Source organism: Devosia marina (assembly GCF_009758415.1).
In the GTDB taxonomy this organism is placed as follows: Bacteria; Pseudomonadota; Alphaproteobacteria; order Rhizobiales; family Devosiaceae; genus Devosia; species Devosia marina.
On the sequence record NZ_WQRF01000002.1, the window covers coordinates 144,890 to 160,904 of the forward strand.

Consider the following 16,015-nt stretch of genomic DNA (forward strand, 5'->3'; position numbering starts at 1 on the left):
TCTCGGCTCCCGAAAGGGGCGCCGCGGAGCGCGTCGCCCTGACTAAAACGAGGCTAGGCTGATTTGGGTGCGTTGTCTGTAGCAATATTGTGACTGCGCACCGCAGTTTCTAGGCAGCAGAGGCCCGAACCAGCCGCCCCACCAGCGAATTGGTGCTGGTGCCGATGATTTCGACCTGGTGGATGGCGCCGATCAAATCGGTGGCGCCTTCCAGATGTACGGCCTGCAGATAGGGAGAGCGTCCGCCCACCTGGCCGGGCAAGCGACCAACCCGCTCGACCAGCACCGGCAGGGTCTTGCCGACCATAGAGGCGTGGAATGCGGTGGTCTGCTGATTAACCAGTTCCTGCAGGCGGTAGAGCCGCTCGGTCTTGATCTCTTCGGGCACCTGGTGGCCCAGATTGGCGCCCGGCGTGCCGGGGCGGGTGGAATATTTGAAGGAATAGGCCGAGGCATAGCCGGTTTCGCGGATAATGCTCAGCGTGTCCTCAAAATCGGAGTCCGTTTCGCCGGGGAAGCCGACGATGAAATCGCCCGAGAGCGCCATGTCGGGACGGGCGGCCTTGATGCGCTCGATCAGGGAAAGATATTCGGCTGCGGTGTGCTTGCGGTTCATTGCCTTCAAGATGCGGTCCGAACCCGACTGCACGGGCAGATGCAGATAAGGCATCAGAAGCGGCAGGTCGCGATGGGCGGCGATCAGGCCGTCATCCATGTCGCGGGGATGGCTGGTGGTGTAGCGCAGGCGCTCGAGCCCGGTAATCTCGGCCAGCAGATAGCACAACTCGCCCAAGCCGATATCGCGGCCGGCGGCGTCCGTGCCATGATAGGCGTTCACATTCTGCCCCAGAAGGGTGATTTCCTTCACACCCGCGTCGACCAGGCGCCGCGCCTCCTCGAGTACCTGGGACACCGGGCGGCTGACTTCGGCGCCGCGGGTATAGGGGACGACACAGAAGGAACAGAACTTGTCGCACCCTTCCTGCACGGTCAGGAAGGCCGTTAGCCCGCGGGCAATGGTGGCTTCTTTCCTGGCCGCAGGCAGGTGCGTGAACTTGTCTTCTTCGGGGAAATCGGTGTCGATCACGGCTTTTTTAAGTGCCGGATGCATATGGCGCTGGCTTTGCGCCTGGGCCAGCATGTCGGGCAGGCGGTGATAGGCCTGGGGACCGAAGACCAGATCGACGACCGGGGCGCGGCGGGCGATCTCCTCGCCCTCGGCCTGCGCCACGCAACCGGCGACGCCGATCATCATGTCACCACCGGCCGCGCGCTTTTCGCCCTGCAATTCCTTGAGGCGGCCCAGCTCGGAAAACACCTTCTCGCTGGCCTTTTCGCGAATATGGCAGGTGTTGAGCAGTACCAGATCGGCCTCGCCGATTTCCTGGGTCGGCATATAGCCGTGCGGGGCCAGGGCATCGGCCATGCGGTCGCTGTCATAGACATTCATCTGACAGCCATAGGTCTTGATGAAGACGCGCTTGGACGCGTTCTGGGGCATGGTTTCAATCTCGCTCATGGCGCGCTGTTTACCAGAGCCGCAATGGAGATGCCATGCCCCTGCAACCCGCGTGTATTTCGCGTGTTGTACGAGTTCAGAGGAAGGCAAAGAAATGGCTGACGACACGCATAGGTCCGAGGATGCCGCCGCCCTGCGCGACGGGCAAAAGCCCGGACCCTCGGCTTCACCGGTGCAGGTGCGCAATGCCGGACCCGAGAACATGGCCGACAAACCCGGAGACTGGGACGAGACCGACGAGGCGGTGGACGAGAGTTTTCCAGCCAGCGATGCAAGCGCCAAGTATTGAGTAACCCGACGCAGCTAGAACTGCGACGCAGGCAAGGAAAGCTGGGGCTGATGACGGACAGATACGTCCACAAGGGCGCATTGGAAGCGCAAGGACGCGGATGGCCAATAGCGGTCTATCTGATTGCACTGGTGCTGGCGATCCTGATCCCGGCGTTGGTCGCGGCGCTGGTGCTGCTCAACAGCACCCATGATGCGCAACAGCGGGTTCTGGCCGCGCTGACCAATACGACCGTTCAGGCCATGGGCCAATCGATTGATCGCGAAGTCAACGGCATGGCGACAACGCTGCGCGTGCTTTCAACCAGCCAGACCCTGGAACAGGGCGATCTGGAGGGCTTTCACGACCGGGCCCTGAGCGCCCTGGCCGGCACGGGCTCCTATCTGATTGCGGTCGATGACAGGTTTGCTCAATTGCTCAATACGCGGGTCGAGTATGGAACCGACCTCGGCGCGACCTCCGACCCCGAAACGGCGCAAAGGGCCATCGAGCGCGGGGTGGCGACCATTTCCCCGCTGTTTTTCGGCCAGATCGCGCAAACCTATGTGTTCAATGTCTGGCTGCCGGTCAGTGACGTCGAACCGGTGCGGCTGGTGACCATGACGCAGAATGCGCGCAATCTGGTGCCAGCCCTGCAATCGCGGCAGATGCCAGAGGGATGGCACGCGGCGCTGGTGGATACCAATAATGCGGTGATTGCCTCGACGGCGGAATCGGGACTGGAAATCGGCTCCATCCTGCCTATTCGCCAGAATCTGGTCGATGTGCCCGAAGGCGGCTGGGCCCAGGAACAATGGAATGATGAGCGCGTGGTCACCGCAGAGTGGCGCTCGAGCTATACCGGTTGGCGCATTATCGCCTGGGCCTCGGCCGCACAGGTGCAAAAACCCTTGCAGGATTCAATCCTTCAGCTTGGTTTCTGGGGCGTGATGATTGCAATGCTGGCGTCGGGCGTCGCCGCATTGATTGCCCGGCGTATCGGCGGTTCAGTGCAGGGGCTGCGGCTTGATGCGGCACGTCTGGGCCGGGGCGAGGCGGTCTATCCGCGCAGCTATCCAATCGCCGAAATTGCCGAGGTCTCGCAGGCGCTGGCCACGGCGTCCGAACAGCGCCAGACGGCGGACCGGGATATCCGCTTTTTGATGCGCGAATTGGCGCATCGCTCCAAGAACCAGATGGCGGTGATAGCGGCCATGGCCAAGCAGACCGCGCGCGGGGCAAGCGATATTCCGAGCTATGTGGCCGCGCTGGAGCGGCGCATCATGGGGCTGGCACGGTCCACCGATCTGCTGCTGGCTCATGGCCGGGCCGGGGTGATGCTGTCCGATTTGGCCAACCAGCAATTGGCGCCGTTCCGGCCGCCCGAGGCGAGCCGGCTCACGCTCGAAGGGCCCGATATCAGGATCAATCCGCAGGGCGCGCAGATCCTGGGCATGGCGCTGCATGAGCTGGCCACCAATGCCACGCGCCATGGTGCCTTTACCGAGCCCGATGGCCGGCTCGAACTACACTGGAAGACCAATGGCGAGACGCTGAGCATGCGCTGGCGTGAGTATCTGGGCCGGGAACTGGTGCTGGGCGAGGGCACGGGCTTTGGCACCGTGGTGTTGCGCACCATGGTGGGCGGCGCCCTGGGGGCACAGGTGGAGCGCGAAATCCACCACGATGGCGTCGAGTGGATCTTTGAGGTGCCGCTGAGTGCGCTGGACCCCGATTTTGCGGCCGAGCGGCCCGACGAGCCGGCCCCGACCGGCTGAAACGGGGTGCCGACTGGCCGGCCGGGGTGACGCCGCGGGCATGCGCCAATAAATTCTGGCTTTTGACCCCTGATTGCCCTATAGCAGCGCCAGCCGGAACCTTGGGCTTTGCGGCCCGGGCCCTGCATGAACACGGCCCCTCCTGGACGACATCCCGGCTGGGGCGACCAACATCCTGTTATTTTGAAAGGATATGCCCGATGTCGATTACTGCTGAACGCAAGACCCAGCTCATTCAGGAATACGCCACCAAGGCCAATGATACCGGTTCGCCGGAGGTCCAGGTTGCGATCCTGTCCGAGCGTATCTCGAACCTGACCGAGCACTTCAAGGGCCACAACAAGGATAACCATTCCCGTCGTGGTCTGCTCAAGCTGGTTTCGACCCGTCGCTCGCTGCTCGACTATCTCAAGCGGATCGACGAGAACCGTTACAAGACGCTGATCGAAAAGCTCGGCCTGCGTCGCTAGAAACGACTGACCGGCGCGGAAGTGGCCTTCCGCGCCGGTTTGCCCTTTTTGCAGGGCATGCCGGATGTTTGCATCTGGCGCCATGGGCCGGCGCCGCCGGGGCATGGCAGGATTATCGGCTTCTTCCGCTGCTGGAGAAGCTCATTGTCTTGTCCATGTTCTGTCCGCGCCAGGGATGAAACCGTGCCTGATTTTGAGCCGGTGGCGCACATGGGGTGCGACATCGGTGCGGGCACACCGGCAGCGTTCGTGGGGTCTTGCCCAGTTCCGCGTTCCCGCGCTCCGGCAGAATGGAAAGACGATACAGAAATGTCGATCAAGTTTGATCACCACAAGGTTGAGCTCAACTGGGGCGGGCAGCCTCTGACGCTCGAAACCGGCAAGATGGCCCGCCAGGCCGATGGCGCCGTGCTCGCCACCCTGGGCGAAACCGTCGTGCTCGCCACCGTTGTCAGCGCCAAGTCGCCCAAGGCGGGCATCGACTTCTTCCCGCTGACCGTGAACTACCAGGAAAAGTACTTCGCCGCCGGCAAGATCCCGGGTGGCTATTTCAAGCGCGAAGGCCGGCCGACCGAAAACGAGACGCTGACCAGCCGTCTGATCGACCGCCCGATCCGCCCGCTGTTCCCCGATGGCTACAAGAACGAGACCCAGGTGGTCATCACCGTCCTGCAGCATGATCTGGAAAACAATCCGGACGTGCTGGCCATGGTCGCGGCTTCGGCTGCGCTGACCATTTCAGGTGTGCCCTTCATGGGCCCGATCGGCGCAGCCCGCGTCGGTTACGTGGACGGCGAATATGTGCTCAACCTGCCAGTCGACCGCCGCTCGGACTCAAAGCTCGACCTGGTCATGGCCGGCACAGCCGACGCCGTGCTGATGGTTGAATCGGAAGCCCATGAGCTTTCCGAAGAGGTGATGCTGGGCGCCGTGATGTTCGGTCATGCCGAGAGCCGCAAGGTGATCGACGCCATCATCCAGCTGGCCGAACTGGCCGCCAAGGACGCCCGCGATTTCGAACCCGAAGACCATTCGGCGCTGGAAGCCGAAATGCTCGGTTTCATCGAGACCGAATTGCGCGACGCCTACAAGCTGACCAAGAAGGAAGAGCGCTACGCGGCCGTCGACGCCGCCAAGGCCAAGGTCAAGGAAAAGTTCGCCGCCCAGATCGAAGACGGCACGTATGCCGCCGAGACCATTGGCGCGGTGTTCAAGTCGCTGCAGGCCAAGGTCGTGCGCTGGAACGTGCTGGATACGGGCCTGCGCATTGATGGCCGCGACCTGACCACGGTTCGCCCGATCGTGTCGGAAGTGGGCGTGCTGCCGCGCACCCATGGGTCGGCGATCTTTACCCGTGGCGAAACACAGGCGCTGGTCGTTGCCACGCTGGGCACTGCCGATGACGAACAGTTCATCGACAGCCTGGAAGGCACCTACAAGCAGAACTTCCTGCTGCACTACAACTTCCCGCCCTATTCGGTCGGTGAAGCTGGCCGCATGGGTTCGCCCGGCCGCCGCGAAATCGGTCACGGGAAGCTCGCCTGGCGCGCCATCAATCCGATCCGCCCCTCGATCGAGGAATTCCCCTATACGCTGCGCGTCGTCTCGGAAATCACCGAGTCCAACGGCTCCAGCTCGATGGCAACCGTGTGTGGCACCTCGCTGGCGCTGATGGATGCCGGCGTGCCGATGAAGCGCCCGGTGGCCGGCATTGCCATGGGCCTGATCCTGGAAGGCGAGAAATACGCCGTGCTCAGCGATATCCTGGGTGACGAAGATCATTTGGGCGACATGGACTTCAAGGTGGCTGGCACCGAAGAAGGCGTCACCTCGCTGCAGATGGACATCAAGATCGCCGGTATCACCGAAGAGATCATGAAGATCGCCCTGGCCCAGGCCAAGGAAGGCCGCATCCACATCCTGGGTGAAATGGCCAAGGCCCTGGCCGAGAGCCGCGGTGAAGTGGGCGAGTTCGCCCCACGCATCGAGACCCTCAAGATCCCGACCGACAAGATCCGTGAAGTGATTGGCACCGGCGGCAAGGTGATCCGCGAGATCGTGGAAAAGACCGGCGCCAAGATCAATATCGAGGACGACGGCACCGTGAAGGTCTCGTCCTCGGACGGGTCGCAGATCGAAGCGGCCATCAAGTGGATCAAGTCGATCACCGATGAGCCCGAAGTCAACGCCATCTATCAGGGTACGGTCGTCAAGACCGCTGATTTCGGCGCCTTCGTGAACTTCTTCGGCGCCAAGGACGGCCTGGTGCACATCTCCCAGCTCGCCGACCAGCGCGTGGCCAAGACCACCGATGTGGTCAAGGAAGGCGACAAGGTCTGGGTCAAGCTGCTCGGCTTTGACGAGCGCGGCAAGGTGCGCCTGTCGATGAAGGTCGTCGACCAGGAGACCGGCAAGGAAATCGCCAAGGAAGACGCGGCCGAGTAAGGGACGCTTCCAGCAAACGAATTGCGGAAAGGCCGGGCCTATGCCCGGCCTTTTCTTTTGGCCCAACGATGTCGTGGTATTCCTGCAACATGTGAAGCTCCCATCACATTGCGGCGAGGAACTGCCGTATTGGCGCCACGTTAAGGCCATCAAGCGTTACTCATAAGCGTGACGCGCATGACGTCCGCTTGTCCCCGTCTGCTCCGAGGTAGTTGTTTTGATTTCCCGCCGCCTGTTCCTGCTCGGCCTTTCGGCCACTGCCCTTTCGGCCTGTTCCACCACCCGCCAGCCTGTGGTGCAGGAGCCGGTGATCGACCCCTATTACCAGCGCATGTATGGTCCAGTGATGGGCGAGCCCTATATGGTGGCCGCCATGGATCTGCGCCGCGTCGACCCCAAATGGTGGCGTCAGGAAGTGCCCTATTACACCTCAGAGCGGCCCGGCACGCTGGTGGTCGATACCCCGGCGCACTACCTCTATCTCGTGTTGGAAAACAACCGCGCCCTGCGCTACGGCATCGGTGTGGGCAAGGACGAGGCCCTGGTGTTCCGCGGCGAGGCCACGATTGGCCGCAAGGCGCAATGGCCGCGCTGGACGCCGACCAAATCGATGATTGCCCGTGAGCCCGACCGCTATGGCCCTTATGCCAATGGCATGGAGCCCGGCCCGGAGAACCCGTTGGGGCCGCGTGCGCTGTATCTGTACAAGAATGGCCGCGACACCTTGTTCCGCATCCACGGCACCATCGAGCCCTATACCATCGGCACCAATGTCTCTTCGGGCTGCATCCGGCTGATGAACCAGGACATTATCGATCTCTACGCGCGTGTGCCGGTCGGCGCCCGCGTGACCGTGATCAATGCGCCAGCCGGCACCGGTCCGATCGCCACGCCGGGTTTCACCCCCGTGGTGTGAGCGGCCCCAGTTTCAAGAATTGCCGGCGGCGGACCCCCACCGTAGTCACCCGCTTCCGGCAACACCAAGGCCCGCTTTCCAGAGATGGAGGCGGGCCTTTTGGATTTTGCGCCTTGCGTACAGATGGCGAGACTTCCCCCGCTTTGCAGGTTGTGCATGATTTGGTCGACCACCGCCGAGGCTTGCATGACCGAAAATCACAGCGCCTATCTCATCTGTGGCACGCCGCGTTCGGGCACTACACTCCTCTGCGAAATGCTTTATCGCAGTGGCATAGCCGGTCGGCCAAACTCATACTTTCGAGAGGTCGACATTACGTGGTGGGCGGGGCAGTGGGGTGTGTCCCTAAGCGAAGGCACTGGCGGCCCATCTTTTGATCGCGCCTATCTGGCCGCCATGCGTGAAGCGGCTTCGGCGGGGACCGGGATATGCGGATTGCGCATCATGTACCGCAGCCTCAAAGATGCGGGGCGACGGATGGAGCGGGCTTTGGCTGTGACCAGTGATCTGCCGACACTTTTCCGGGCAGCATTTGGGCCACTGCTTTACGTGTACATTTCGCGCGACGACAAACTCGGTCAGGCGATATCGCTGGTTCGAGCCGAGCAAACCGGACTCTGGCATCTCAATGCCGACGGCAGCGTGCTGGAAGGAGCCGAGGAGCGACCCGACCCAGTCTATGACAGGAACAGGATTTCGACTGTACTGGCAGAGCTGGAAGAGGATGGCCGCGCCTGGGAAGCGTTCTTTGCGGCGCATGGGATTGCACCGCTACGGCTTACTTATGAAGGGCTCACCGCAGGACCACAGCGCGCCTTGATGGAAATTTTTGGCCGACTTGGCCTTAGCCAGGACGCTGCCAAATCCATCGCCGTACCGACCGCAAAGATGGCCGACGCAACTAGCCGGGTGTGGGCGGAGCGGTTCGAGACAGAGCGAGGCGCCCGCTAGCTGCAAAGCTTCCCCACTGTGCTTTCACCAGAACTGTGCCAGGGACCGCTCAAACTGGCCCAGCATGAAACAGGGGCGCGGATTGCTCCGCGCCCCTGTCAATTTCTCGACTGACGAAAGCCCTACAGCGTGCGCTGGACGGTCTCGACGCGGAAGCATTCGATGACGTCGCCCTGACGGATGTCTTCGTAGTTCTCGAAGGCCATGCCGCATTCCTGGCCGGTCTGGACGTCCTTGACCTCATCCTTGAAGCGCTTGAGCGTCTTGAGCTTGCCTTCGTGGATGACCACGTCGTCGCGCAGCAGACGCACGCCGGCGCCGCGTTCGACGATGCCCTCGGTGACCTGACAGCCGGCGACCTTGCCAACCTTGGTGATCTGGAAGACTTCCAGGATCTTGGCATAGCCGATGAAGGTCTCGCGGCGTTCGGGCGAAAGCAGACCCGACATGGCGCTCTTCACGTCATCCACCAGGTCGTAGATGATGTTGTAATAGCGGATTTCGATGCCTTCGCGGCTGGCCAGTTCCTGGGCCTGCTTGTTGGCACGCACGTTGAACGCGATGATGACCGCCTTGGAGGCCGTGGCCAGGGTCACGTCGGATTCGGTGATACCGCCTACACCCTGATGCAGGATCTGCGCCGACACTTCTTCGGTGCCCAGCTTGTCCAGGCTTGCCACGATGGCTTCGACCGAGCCCTGCACGTCACCCTTGATGATGAGCGGGAACTTGGCGATGCCCGAAGCCTTGAGCTGATTCATCATCTGCTCGAGGCTGGTGGCGCCGCCACCGGCGGTCTTTTCGCGAATGGCGCGCTGGCGATATTCGGTGACTTCGCGGGCGCGGGCCTCGCTTTCGACCACAGAGAAGCGGTCGCCGGCGCTGGGAACCCCGTTGAAGCCGAGCACTTCCACCGGAACGGAGGGGCCTGCTTCCTTGACCTGCTCGCCCTTGTCGTTGATCAGCGCGCGGACACGGGCCATTTCTGTGCCGGCCACGACAATGTCGCCAACCTTGAGCATGCCGCGCTGGATCAGCACAGTGGCCACGGCACCACGGCCGCGATCGAGCTTGGCTTCGATGACCAGACCCTCGGCGCGACCGTCATGGGGCGCCTTGAGCTCCAGCACTTCAGCCTGCAGCAGGATGGTTTCGAGCAGCTTGTCGAGACCCTCGCCGGACTTGGCCGAGACTTCCACGTCCAGCACATCGCCGCCCATGGATTCAACGAACACTTCGTGCTGCAGCAGTTCGGTGCGGACGCGCTGCGGATTGGCTTCGGGCTTGTCCATCTTGTTGATGGCCACGATGATCGGAACCCCGGCCGCCTTGGCGTGCTTGATGGATTCGATGGTCTGGGGCATGACGCCGTCATCGGCTGCCACCACCAGAACCGCAATATCGGTCGCCTGGGCGCCGCGGGCACGCATGGCGGTGAATGCCTCGTGGCCCGGGGTGTCGAGGAAGGTGACCTTGTTGCCGTTCTTGTCGACCTGATAGGCGCCGATATGCTGGGTGATGCCGCCGGCCTCGCCCGAAACCACATTGGCTTCGCGGATGGCGTCGAGCAGGCTGGTCTTGCCGTGGTCGACGTGACCCATGATGGTGACGACCGGGGCACGGTTGGCCAGATCTTCAGCCTTGTCGTCGGAGGGCAGGTCGAACAGACCTTCCTCGACGTCAGCTTCGGACACGCGCTTGACGGTGTGGCCCAGTTCGGTGGCGATCAGCTCGGCGGTATCAGCGTCGATCACGTCGGTGATCTTGGCCATTTCACCCTGCTGCATCAGCATCTTGATGACGGTGACGGAGCGTTCGGCCATACGGTTGGCGAGTTCACCAACGGTGATGGCCTCGGGGATGATGACCTCGCGGCTGAGCTTGGGCGCATCCTGCTGGTTGCGGCCCATCTTCTTGTCACGGCGACGGCGCATGGCGGCCAGCGACGGACCGCGATCGCGATCATTTTCGGTGGTGGCGCTGGCAACTGTCAAACGGCCACGCGAGGAATTGTCGCCTGCCCCGCGGCGCGACGGGCGCTCGGGCTGGGCGCGCGAGGCGCGGCGGGCATTTTCAATCTCTGCCTGGGTGGTCGGACGCTGCTGGGGCGCACCGGTGCGGGTGCGGCGGCCATCGGCCTCGCTGGGCGGCGCCGGGGGCACATTGCCGATGGGCGCCATGCCGGCACCGGCTGGACGCGCCCCGCCAGGGCGGGCAGCGCCAGTCCCTGCGGGACGGCGTTCACCTGCCGGACGGGCACCACGCTCACCTTCACCGGGGCGACCGGCCGGGCGTTCGGTGCGCTGCGGACGCGGTGGCTGACCAGGACGGCCGGCCACGGTGCGGACCGTGGAGGGGCCTGGATTGCGCTGGCTGGCCGGCACGAATTCCTCGCGCGGCTGCTCGGGCTCGGGACGCGCCGAGGCGGCGGCCTCTTCGGCGCGGCGCGCCTCTTCGGCCTGGCGGCGCTCTTCTTCAGCGCGCGCCGCTTCCTCACGGATCTGCCGGCGGCGATTGTCTTCTTCGATGCGGCGCGCTTCTTCGGCAGCGAAGCGCTCCTTGTCCTCGGCCTGACGGGCACCGGCCATGGCAAGCGCCTGGCGGCGGGCTTCCGCCTCAGCCGCGCTCAGCCCAAGGGGCGCGCGATTCTGCTGCTGCATCGGCCGGCCCTGAGGGCGACCGCCGGGCGGGCTCGAACGGCCACTGCCCTGGGGGGCGCCACCAGCGGGCTTTGGCACAATGCGCGTGCGTTTTTCCACGACCACGGTCGAGCGCGAAGGCCCACGCGACGTCCCGCCGGGGCGATTGCCCAGCCCGGCGCCACCCTTGAGGGTCAGAGTCTTCTTGGCGCCAGTGTCGTCGGAACGCTTGTCGTCGTTATCAGCCATACTACCTATCGTCTTTCGTCCTGTTCCGCGGGCAAAAGCACACCGGACGCCGTGATGCGGTCGGTGTGTTCTTCCAGCGCTGGGGCGATGTAGCGGGCCAGTCTATTGGCCTTGTCCACCGCCGATTGGGCTGCCGCCCCTCTTGTGAGGGCAGCATGTATCACATTTTCGAGCCCAAGTGCCAAACCCATTTGCGCACTTGAGAGCGATTCGAAATGCGGCACGTCCGGACCGGTCAATCCGGCCTCGCGCTTCGCATGGTTGAGGGCCCTGAGGGTCCCCAGCATTTTGTTGCGGCCATCCTCGGCGGCATCGCTGGCGGTCAGCAGCGCAACGGCTTCACCCGATTGCAAAACGCCCTTGACCTTGGTTGCACCGGTGACGAACTGGCCGGCCTTGCGGGCCATGCCCAGAGCCGAAAGCAAACGTTGTTCAAGCCGCAGCCGGGTCAGATCGGCCAGATCGTCGGCCACGCTGACCTGCGCCTTGAGGCTGCGTGAGAAGGCCTTTTTTCTGACTGCTTCGGCCACTGCCGCATGCGACAGCGTGATCCACACGCCACGACCTTCGGCGCGCGCCTCGACATCGGGCACGATCTCCCCGTCGGGGCTGAGAACAAAACGCACCAGCGCCTCGACCGGCATTTCTGCCCGGGTCAAGGCACAGGTTCTAACCATTTTTGCGCTCCGGGCCAAGGCCGGGTGCTCCCAAAGGGGCGGTCGTTAGACCGCCGCCTCCTGAGAATAGCCGTCGCCGTCACCTTCGACAGCGAGGTCTTCTTCGGTGATCCAGCCGGCCCTGACGCGGGCCTGCATGATCATGTCCTCGGCTTCCTCCCGCGACACGGGGAAGTCCTTGAAGGTGCCTTCAAAGCGCTTGGTTTCACCATCCTTGCGTTCGGTCCAGCCGATCAGGTCGTCGGCGGCACAGCCAGCGAAGTCCTCGATCGTCTTGATCTCTTCCTGACCCAAGGCCACCAGCATGGCAGCATTGAGACCGGCGATCTCGTAAAGTTCATCCTCGACACCCAGCGCCTTGCGCTCGGCGTCGAATTTCGCCTCGATCTCGGCCAGATATTCGGCGGCGCGGTTCTGGATCTCAGAGGCGGTTTCCTCGTCAAACCCTTCAATCGAAGCGATTTCCTCAGGCTCGATATAGGCCAGCTCCTCGACCGAGGAGAAGCCTTCGGAAGCCAGTAGTTGGGCAACCATCTCGTCAACGTCAAGGGCCTGCATGAACAGGGTCGAGCGTTCGGTGAATTCCTTCTGGCGCCGCTCGCTTTCTTCCTGCTCGGTCAGGATGTCGATATCCCAGCCAATGAGCTGGGAGGCCAGGCGCACATTCTGACCGCGCCGGCCAATGGCCAGGGAGAGCTGTTCGTCAGGCACCACAACCTCGATGCGCTCGGCCTGCTCGTCGAGCACCACCTTGGCCACTTCGGCCGGTTGCAGCGCGGATACCACCAGATCGGCAATCGAATCGGTCCAGGGAATGATGTCGATCTTTTCGCCCTGCAGTTCGGCGACAACCGCCTGCACGCGGGAGCCGCGCATACCCACGCAAGCGCCGACCGGATCGATCGAACTGTCATTGGAGGTCACGGCAATCTTGGCGCGCGAACCCGGGTCACGGGCAATCGAGCGGATGGTGATGACGCCATCATAGATTTCCGGCACTTCCTGCATGAACAGCTTGGCCATGAACTGGGGATGGGTGCGCGAAAGGAAAATCTGCGGGCCGCGCTGTTCGCGGCGCACGTCGTAGATATAGGCGCGGACGCGGTCGCCATAGCGGAACATTTCGCGCGGGATCAATTCGTCGCGACGGATAATGGCTTCGCCGCGCCCCAGATCGACGATCACATTGCCGTATTCGACGCGCTTGACCGAGCCATTGACCACTTCGCCGACGCGATTGGTATATTCCTCGAACATCCGGTCGCGCTCGGCATCGCGCACTTTCTGCACGATGACCTGCTTGGCCGACTGCGCGGCGATGCGGCCGAATTCCATGGGCGGGAGCGGCTCGGTGAGGAAGTCACCAACCTTGGCGGTCGGGTTCTTGACCTGGGCGAATTTGAGCGTGACCTGGCGGGACGGCTCCTCGACCTCGTCGACGATTTCGAGCAGGCGCCACATGCGGGTCTCGCCGGAGCGCGGATTGATCTCGACCTTGATCTCGGTCTCGGCGCCATAGCGGCCCTTGGCGGCCTTTTCCATGGCATCCTGCATCGCCTCGATCACGACCATGCGGTCGATGGATTTTTCGCGGGCGACCGCATCGGCAATCTGCAACAGCTCAAGGCGATTCGCGCTAACGGCCATTTCAGTTCTTCTCCTCAGAGACTTCTTCAGTGTCGGCGTACTCGACCGTCTCGGTCTCGTCGTCGTCGATAGGGTGCAGCTCCTGGTCGGCGCGGGCCATATCCATAAGCTTGTCGGTCATCACCAGCTTGGCCTCGGCAATGGTCGAGAATGCCAGCTTGTGGTTGGGGTCGGTGCCCCCTGGTGCATCGGGCAGGATGATGGTGACGCCATCATCATCGACCGGGCCGATTTCGCCGCGGAAGCGCTTGCGGCCATTGATCATGTCCATGAGCTCGACCTTGGCTTCGTGGCCAATGAAGCGCTCATAGTCGCGCTTACGCACCAGCGGCCGATCGATACCGGGCGAGGACACTTCGAGGTGATATTCGCGGTCGATCGGGTCTTCCACGTCCAGCACCGGCGAGAGGTCCCTGGAGAGCGCCTCGCAGTCATTGATGTTGAAGCGCCCGTTCTCATCCTCGGCCATGATCTGCAGTGTGCAGCCGTTTTCCGGGGTGATCTTCACCCGGACCAGCGCAAAGCCCAGATCATTGGCTACCGGCTCGACAATGCGGGAGACACGGGCTTCCAGGCCCGTTTCCTTGATGTAGCGCTTTTCGGTCAGATCGAAAGCCAATTGGGTATCGTCCAGTCTGGGCGGCCGTGCACGCATGGCACACCGCCCGCAGATAAACAAAAAGAGCGGGGGCCGGTCAGGGCACCCACCCTCGAACAGAGAGCAATGATGTTGGCCCTCATATAGACCTCAAGAAGCCGAAAGGCAAGGTGCGGGGCGCATTACTTCTCCCAGGTCACATTGCCCACATCGGCACCGGCTTCGTCGAGCAGGCCGCGCAGATCCTTGACCATGGGATCGGGGCCGCAGAGGTAGAAATTCTGGTTAAGGTCAGGGACATGGTTTTCAAGGAACCCGGCATCGATCCGCTCCTGCAGAAGGGACGATTTGGGATCCTCGGTCAGCGTCCAGAGCACATCGAGCCCCTCCATGGCCTCGAACTCATCGCGCAGGATGATATCCTGTTCGGTGCGGTGGGAGGCGATCAGACGATTGCCGGCGAGCTTTCCGGTGGCGTTGAGATGGCGCAGGATGGCGATGAAAGGGGTGACCCCGGCGCCGCCGGCAATGAAGGTGCCCGGCCCCTTATATTGTATGGTGCCCCAGACATCGCGCAAGATCAGGTGATCCCCTGCGCCCAAGGACCAGAGTTCATTGGTCACCCCGGTATGGTCGAAATAGCTCTTGATGGTGAATTCAAGCGTGTCTGCATCGGGCAGGCAGGTGAAGGTGAACGGGCGCTTCCTGTCACGCCAGTCGTCGCGGTCGATGCTGACTTCGGTCGCCTGACCCGGCGTAAAATCGTACCCTTTGGGCCGTTCGAGGCGATAATGCCGGACGTTGTGGGTGACCGGGATGGTATCGAGAATGCGGACGCTGGTTTCCATTTTTCCGAGGTCTCCTTTCCCTTCACAATTGCCGGGCGCGCCAGAGGTTGCATGAGGGAGTATCAGGGTTGGCACCCGGTTTCCCCGAGGATACCGAGTTTCCCTCAAAGCCCTTGATTTCCTTGAGCAAACCTTCGGACGGCGCGCGACGAATTCAAGTGCAAAAAACAGGTAATCGGCTGCTTGTGGGGGCCGGGCCGGGTGCGCATTTCCTGTTCGTTCACAACAGAAAGGATCATCCTGTCATGATCAAGAACAGTGTAATCGCCCTCGTCACCGTCGCCGCCCTTGCCGGTGTCGCCGCCCCCGCCATGGCCGGCACATCGTTGACCGAGACCTCGGACAACGACTTCGATGCAGCCTATGTGCTGACCCAGGTGCAGGACAAGGGCATCAATGCCAGCGCGGTGGAGGAATGGGGCGACTATATCGTCGCCTCGGTAACCGATGCAAACGGCAAGCAGACCCTGGTCTATCTGACCCCGGTCACCCTCGATGTGGTCAATCTCTGATTGATCGCAGAGGCCGGCGCCGCCAATCTCTGGCGGCGCCCGCAGGCCGCAGCATTCAAAGGGATGCGCGGCTATCGGCGGCGTCGAACAGGCGCCGCGCCTGTTCCACCGCATGGCGGTTGCGCTGGGCAAAGCGCTTGAAATCATCGGCCAGGCGCAGCAATTCGCGCCCGAGATCGGTGAGGTCATATTCCACTCGTGGCGGAATGGTCGCATAGGCCTTGCGGGTGACAAAGCCGTCCCGCTCCAGCTCGCGCAGAGTGACGCTGAGCGATTTTTGCGGCACCCCACCCATATTGCGGCGCAACTCGTTGAACCGCTTTGTTCCCTCACGCAGTTGCACGATCACCACCAGCGTCCACTTGCCCGGCCGCACGACCAGCAGGTCCGCGTCGGCTGTGGCGGGGTCTTGGGGATCGGACATTGCTCAACTCCGTGACGCTTGCGCACCCGATATGGTTTGTGACACGCCAAGGTCCAGAGCTGGCAAGCCATAAA

General features: G+C 62.7%; 15 protein-coding genes. 7 read left to right on the top strand and 8 right to left on the bottom strand.

Translation table 11 applies throughout. The features are described 5' to 3' along the window. Positions 1–109 precede the first annotated feature (109 nt). Complete coding sequence (gene miaB / locus GO014_RS08425; RefSeq protein ID WP_157289960.1) at positions 110–1,519, bottom strand: tRNA (N6-isopentenyl adenosine(37)-C2)-methylthiotransferase MiaB; 1,410 nt, start codon at positions 1,517–1,519, stop codon at positions 110–112. Positions 1,520–1,613: 94 nt separating this feature from the next. On the opposite strand from miaB, the gene GO014_RS08430 reads away from it, so the two are divergent. The 3 genes from GO014_RS08430 to rpsO all read left to right on the top strand — a co-directional run bounded on the left by GO014_RS08430 (position 1,614) and on the right by rpsO (position 4,035). Continuing rightward, positions 1,614–1,808 carry a hypothetical protein gene (locus tag GO014_RS08430; RefSeq protein ID WP_157289961.1) on the top strand — a complete coding sequence of 65 codons (195 nt, stop codon included), beginning with the start codon at positions 1,614–1,616 and terminating at the stop codon, positions 1,806–1,808. A 50-nt stretch (positions 1,809–1,858) separates the two neighbouring features. Further along, positions 1,859–3,565 (top strand): sensor histidine kinase, encoded by a 1,707-nt coding sequence (locus GO014_RS08435; protein ID WP_157289962.1) that lies wholly within the window; start codon positions 1,859–1,861, stop codon positions 3,563–3,565. Between the two features lie 101 nt (positions 3,566–3,666). Then, the gene (rpsO, locus tag GO014_RS08440) at positions 3,667–4,035 is read left to right on the top strand and encodes a 30S ribosomal protein S15 (RefSeq protein ID WP_425482069.1); all 369 of its coding nucleotides are present in this window, start codon (positions 3,667–3,669) and stop codon (positions 4,033–4,035) included. A gap of 112 nt (positions 4,036–4,147) precedes the next feature. Here the strand turns inward: rpsO and GO014_RS19740 are convergent, their stop codons facing one another. Then, positions 4,148–4,273, bottom strand: coding sequence for a hypothetical protein (locus GO014_RS19740; protein WP_484482001.1), 126 nt, complete (start codon positions 4,271–4,273; stop codon positions 4,148–4,150). A gap of 71 nt (positions 4,274–4,344) precedes the next feature. Between GO014_RS19740 and pnp the strand changes: the two genes are divergently transcribed. From pnp to GO014_RS08455, 3 genes are all read left to right on the top strand, one after another. Beyond that, positions 4,345–6,480 (top strand): polyribonucleotide nucleotidyltransferase, encoded by a 2,136-nt coding sequence (gene pnp, locus GO014_RS08445; RefSeq protein WP_157289963.1) that lies wholly within the window; start codon positions 4,345–4,347, stop codon positions 6,478–6,480. 217 nt (positions 6,481–6,697) lie between these two features. After that, positions 6,698–7,396: a L,D-transpeptidase gene (locus GO014_RS08450; protein WP_116587708.1), complete on the top strand. Its 699-nt coding sequence runs from the start codon at positions 6,698–6,700 to the stop codon at positions 7,394–7,396. Between the two features lie 186 nt (positions 7,397–7,582). Continuing rightward, positions 7,583–8,347, top strand: coding sequence for a Stf0 family sulfotransferase (locus GO014_RS08455; protein ID WP_157289964.1), 765 nt, complete (start codon positions 7,583–7,585; stop codon positions 8,345–8,347). 122 nt (positions 8,348–8,469) lie between these two features. Here GO014_RS08455 and infB read toward each other — a convergent pair whose 3' ends face one another. From infB to GO014_RS08480, 5 genes are all read right to left on the bottom strand, one after another. Next, positions 8,470–11,235, bottom strand: coding sequence for a translation initiation factor IF-2 (infB, locus tag GO014_RS08460; RefSeq protein ID WP_157289965.1), 2,766 nt, complete (start codon positions 11,233–11,235; stop codon positions 8,470–8,472). 5 nt (positions 11,236–11,240) lie between these two features. Then, a complete protein-coding gene (locus GO014_RS08465; RefSeq protein WP_157289966.1) occupies positions 11,241–11,912 on the bottom strand; it encodes an RNA-binding protein in 672 nt (223 codons plus the stop codon). Positions 11,913–11,957: 45 nt separating this feature from the next. Next, complete coding sequence (nusA, locus tag GO014_RS08470) at positions 11,958–13,559, bottom strand: transcription termination factor NusA (RefSeq protein ID WP_157289967.1); 1,602 nt, start codon at positions 13,557–13,559, stop codon at positions 11,958–11,960. A gap of 1 nt (position 13,560) precedes the next feature. Beyond that, complete coding sequence (rimP, locus tag GO014_RS08475) at positions 13,561–14,214, bottom strand: ribosome maturation factor RimP (RefSeq protein ID WP_116587703.1); 654 nt, start codon at positions 14,212–14,214, stop codon at positions 13,561–13,563. Between the two features lie 125 nt (positions 14,215–14,339). After that, complete coding sequence (locus GO014_RS08480) at positions 14,340–15,005, bottom strand: ferredoxin reductase domain-containing protein (RefSeq protein ID WP_157289968.1); 666 nt, start codon at positions 15,003–15,005, stop codon at positions 14,340–14,342. A 245-nt stretch (positions 15,006–15,250) separates the two neighbouring features. On the opposite strand from GO014_RS08480, the gene GO014_RS08485 reads away from it, so the two are divergent. After that, positions 15,251–15,517 (top strand): PepSY domain-containing protein, encoded by a 267-nt coding sequence (locus GO014_RS08485; RefSeq protein ID WP_157289969.1) that lies wholly within the window; start codon positions 15,251–15,253, stop codon positions 15,515–15,517. Between the two features lie 55 nt (positions 15,518–15,572). Here the strand turns inward: GO014_RS08485 and GO014_RS08490 are convergent, their stop codons facing one another. After that, positions 15,573–15,941, bottom strand: coding sequence for a winged helix-turn-helix transcriptional regulator (locus GO014_RS08490; protein WP_116587700.1), 369 nt, complete (start codon positions 15,939–15,941; stop codon positions 15,573–15,575). Positions 15,942–16,015 lie beyond the last annotated feature (74 nt).

What these genes read in the sequence shown, in the direction of transcription:
- rimP (WP_116587703.1), bottom strand. Translation starts at nt 14,214, where the DNA reads ATGCGTGCACGGCCGCCCAGACTGGACGATACCCAATTGGCTTTCGAT.
- GO014_RS08435 (WP_157289962.1), top strand. Translation starts at nt 1,859, where the DNA reads ATGACGGACAGATACGTCCACAAGGGCGCATTGGAAGCGCAAGGACGC.
- GO014_RS08455 (WP_157289964.1), top strand. Translation starts at nt 7,583, where the DNA reads ATGACCGAAAATCACAGCGCCTATCTCATCTGTGGCACGCCGCGTTCG.
- miaB (WP_157289960.1), bottom strand. Translation starts at nt 1,519, where the DNA reads ATGAGCGAGATTGAAACCATGCCCCAGAACGCGTCCAAGCGCGTCTTC.
- GO014_RS08465 (WP_157289966.1), bottom strand. Translation starts at nt 11,912, where the DNA reads ATGGTTAGAACCTGTGCCTTGACCCGGGCAGAAATGCCGGTCGAGGCG.
- infB (WP_157289965.1), bottom strand. Translation starts at nt 11,235, where the DNA reads ATGGCTGATAACGACGACAAGCGTTCCGACGACACTGGCGCCAAGAAG.
- nusA (WP_157289967.1), bottom strand. Translation starts at nt 13,559, where the DNA reads ATGGCCGTTAGCGCGAATCGCCTTGAGCTGTTGCAGATTGCCGATGCG.
- pnp (WP_157289963.1), top strand. Translation starts at nt 4,345, where the DNA reads ATGTCGATCAAGTTTGATCACCACAAGGTTGAGCTCAACTGGGGCGGG.
- GO014_RS08490 (WP_116587700.1), bottom strand. Translation starts at nt 15,941, where the DNA reads ATGTCCGATCCCCAAGACCCCGCCACAGCCGACGCGGACCTGCTGGTC.
- GO014_RS08480 (WP_157289968.1), bottom strand. Translation starts at nt 15,005, where the DNA reads ATGGAAACCAGCGTCCGCATTCTCGATACCATCCCGGTCACCCACAAC.
- GO014_RS08485 (WP_157289969.1), top strand. Translation starts at nt 15,251, where the DNA reads ATGATCAAGAACAGTGTAATCGCCCTCGTCACCGTCGCCGCCCTTGCC.
- GO014_RS08430 (WP_157289961.1), top strand. Translation starts at nt 1,614, where the DNA reads ATGGCTGACGACACGCATAGGTCCGAGGATGCCGCCGCCCTGCGCGAC.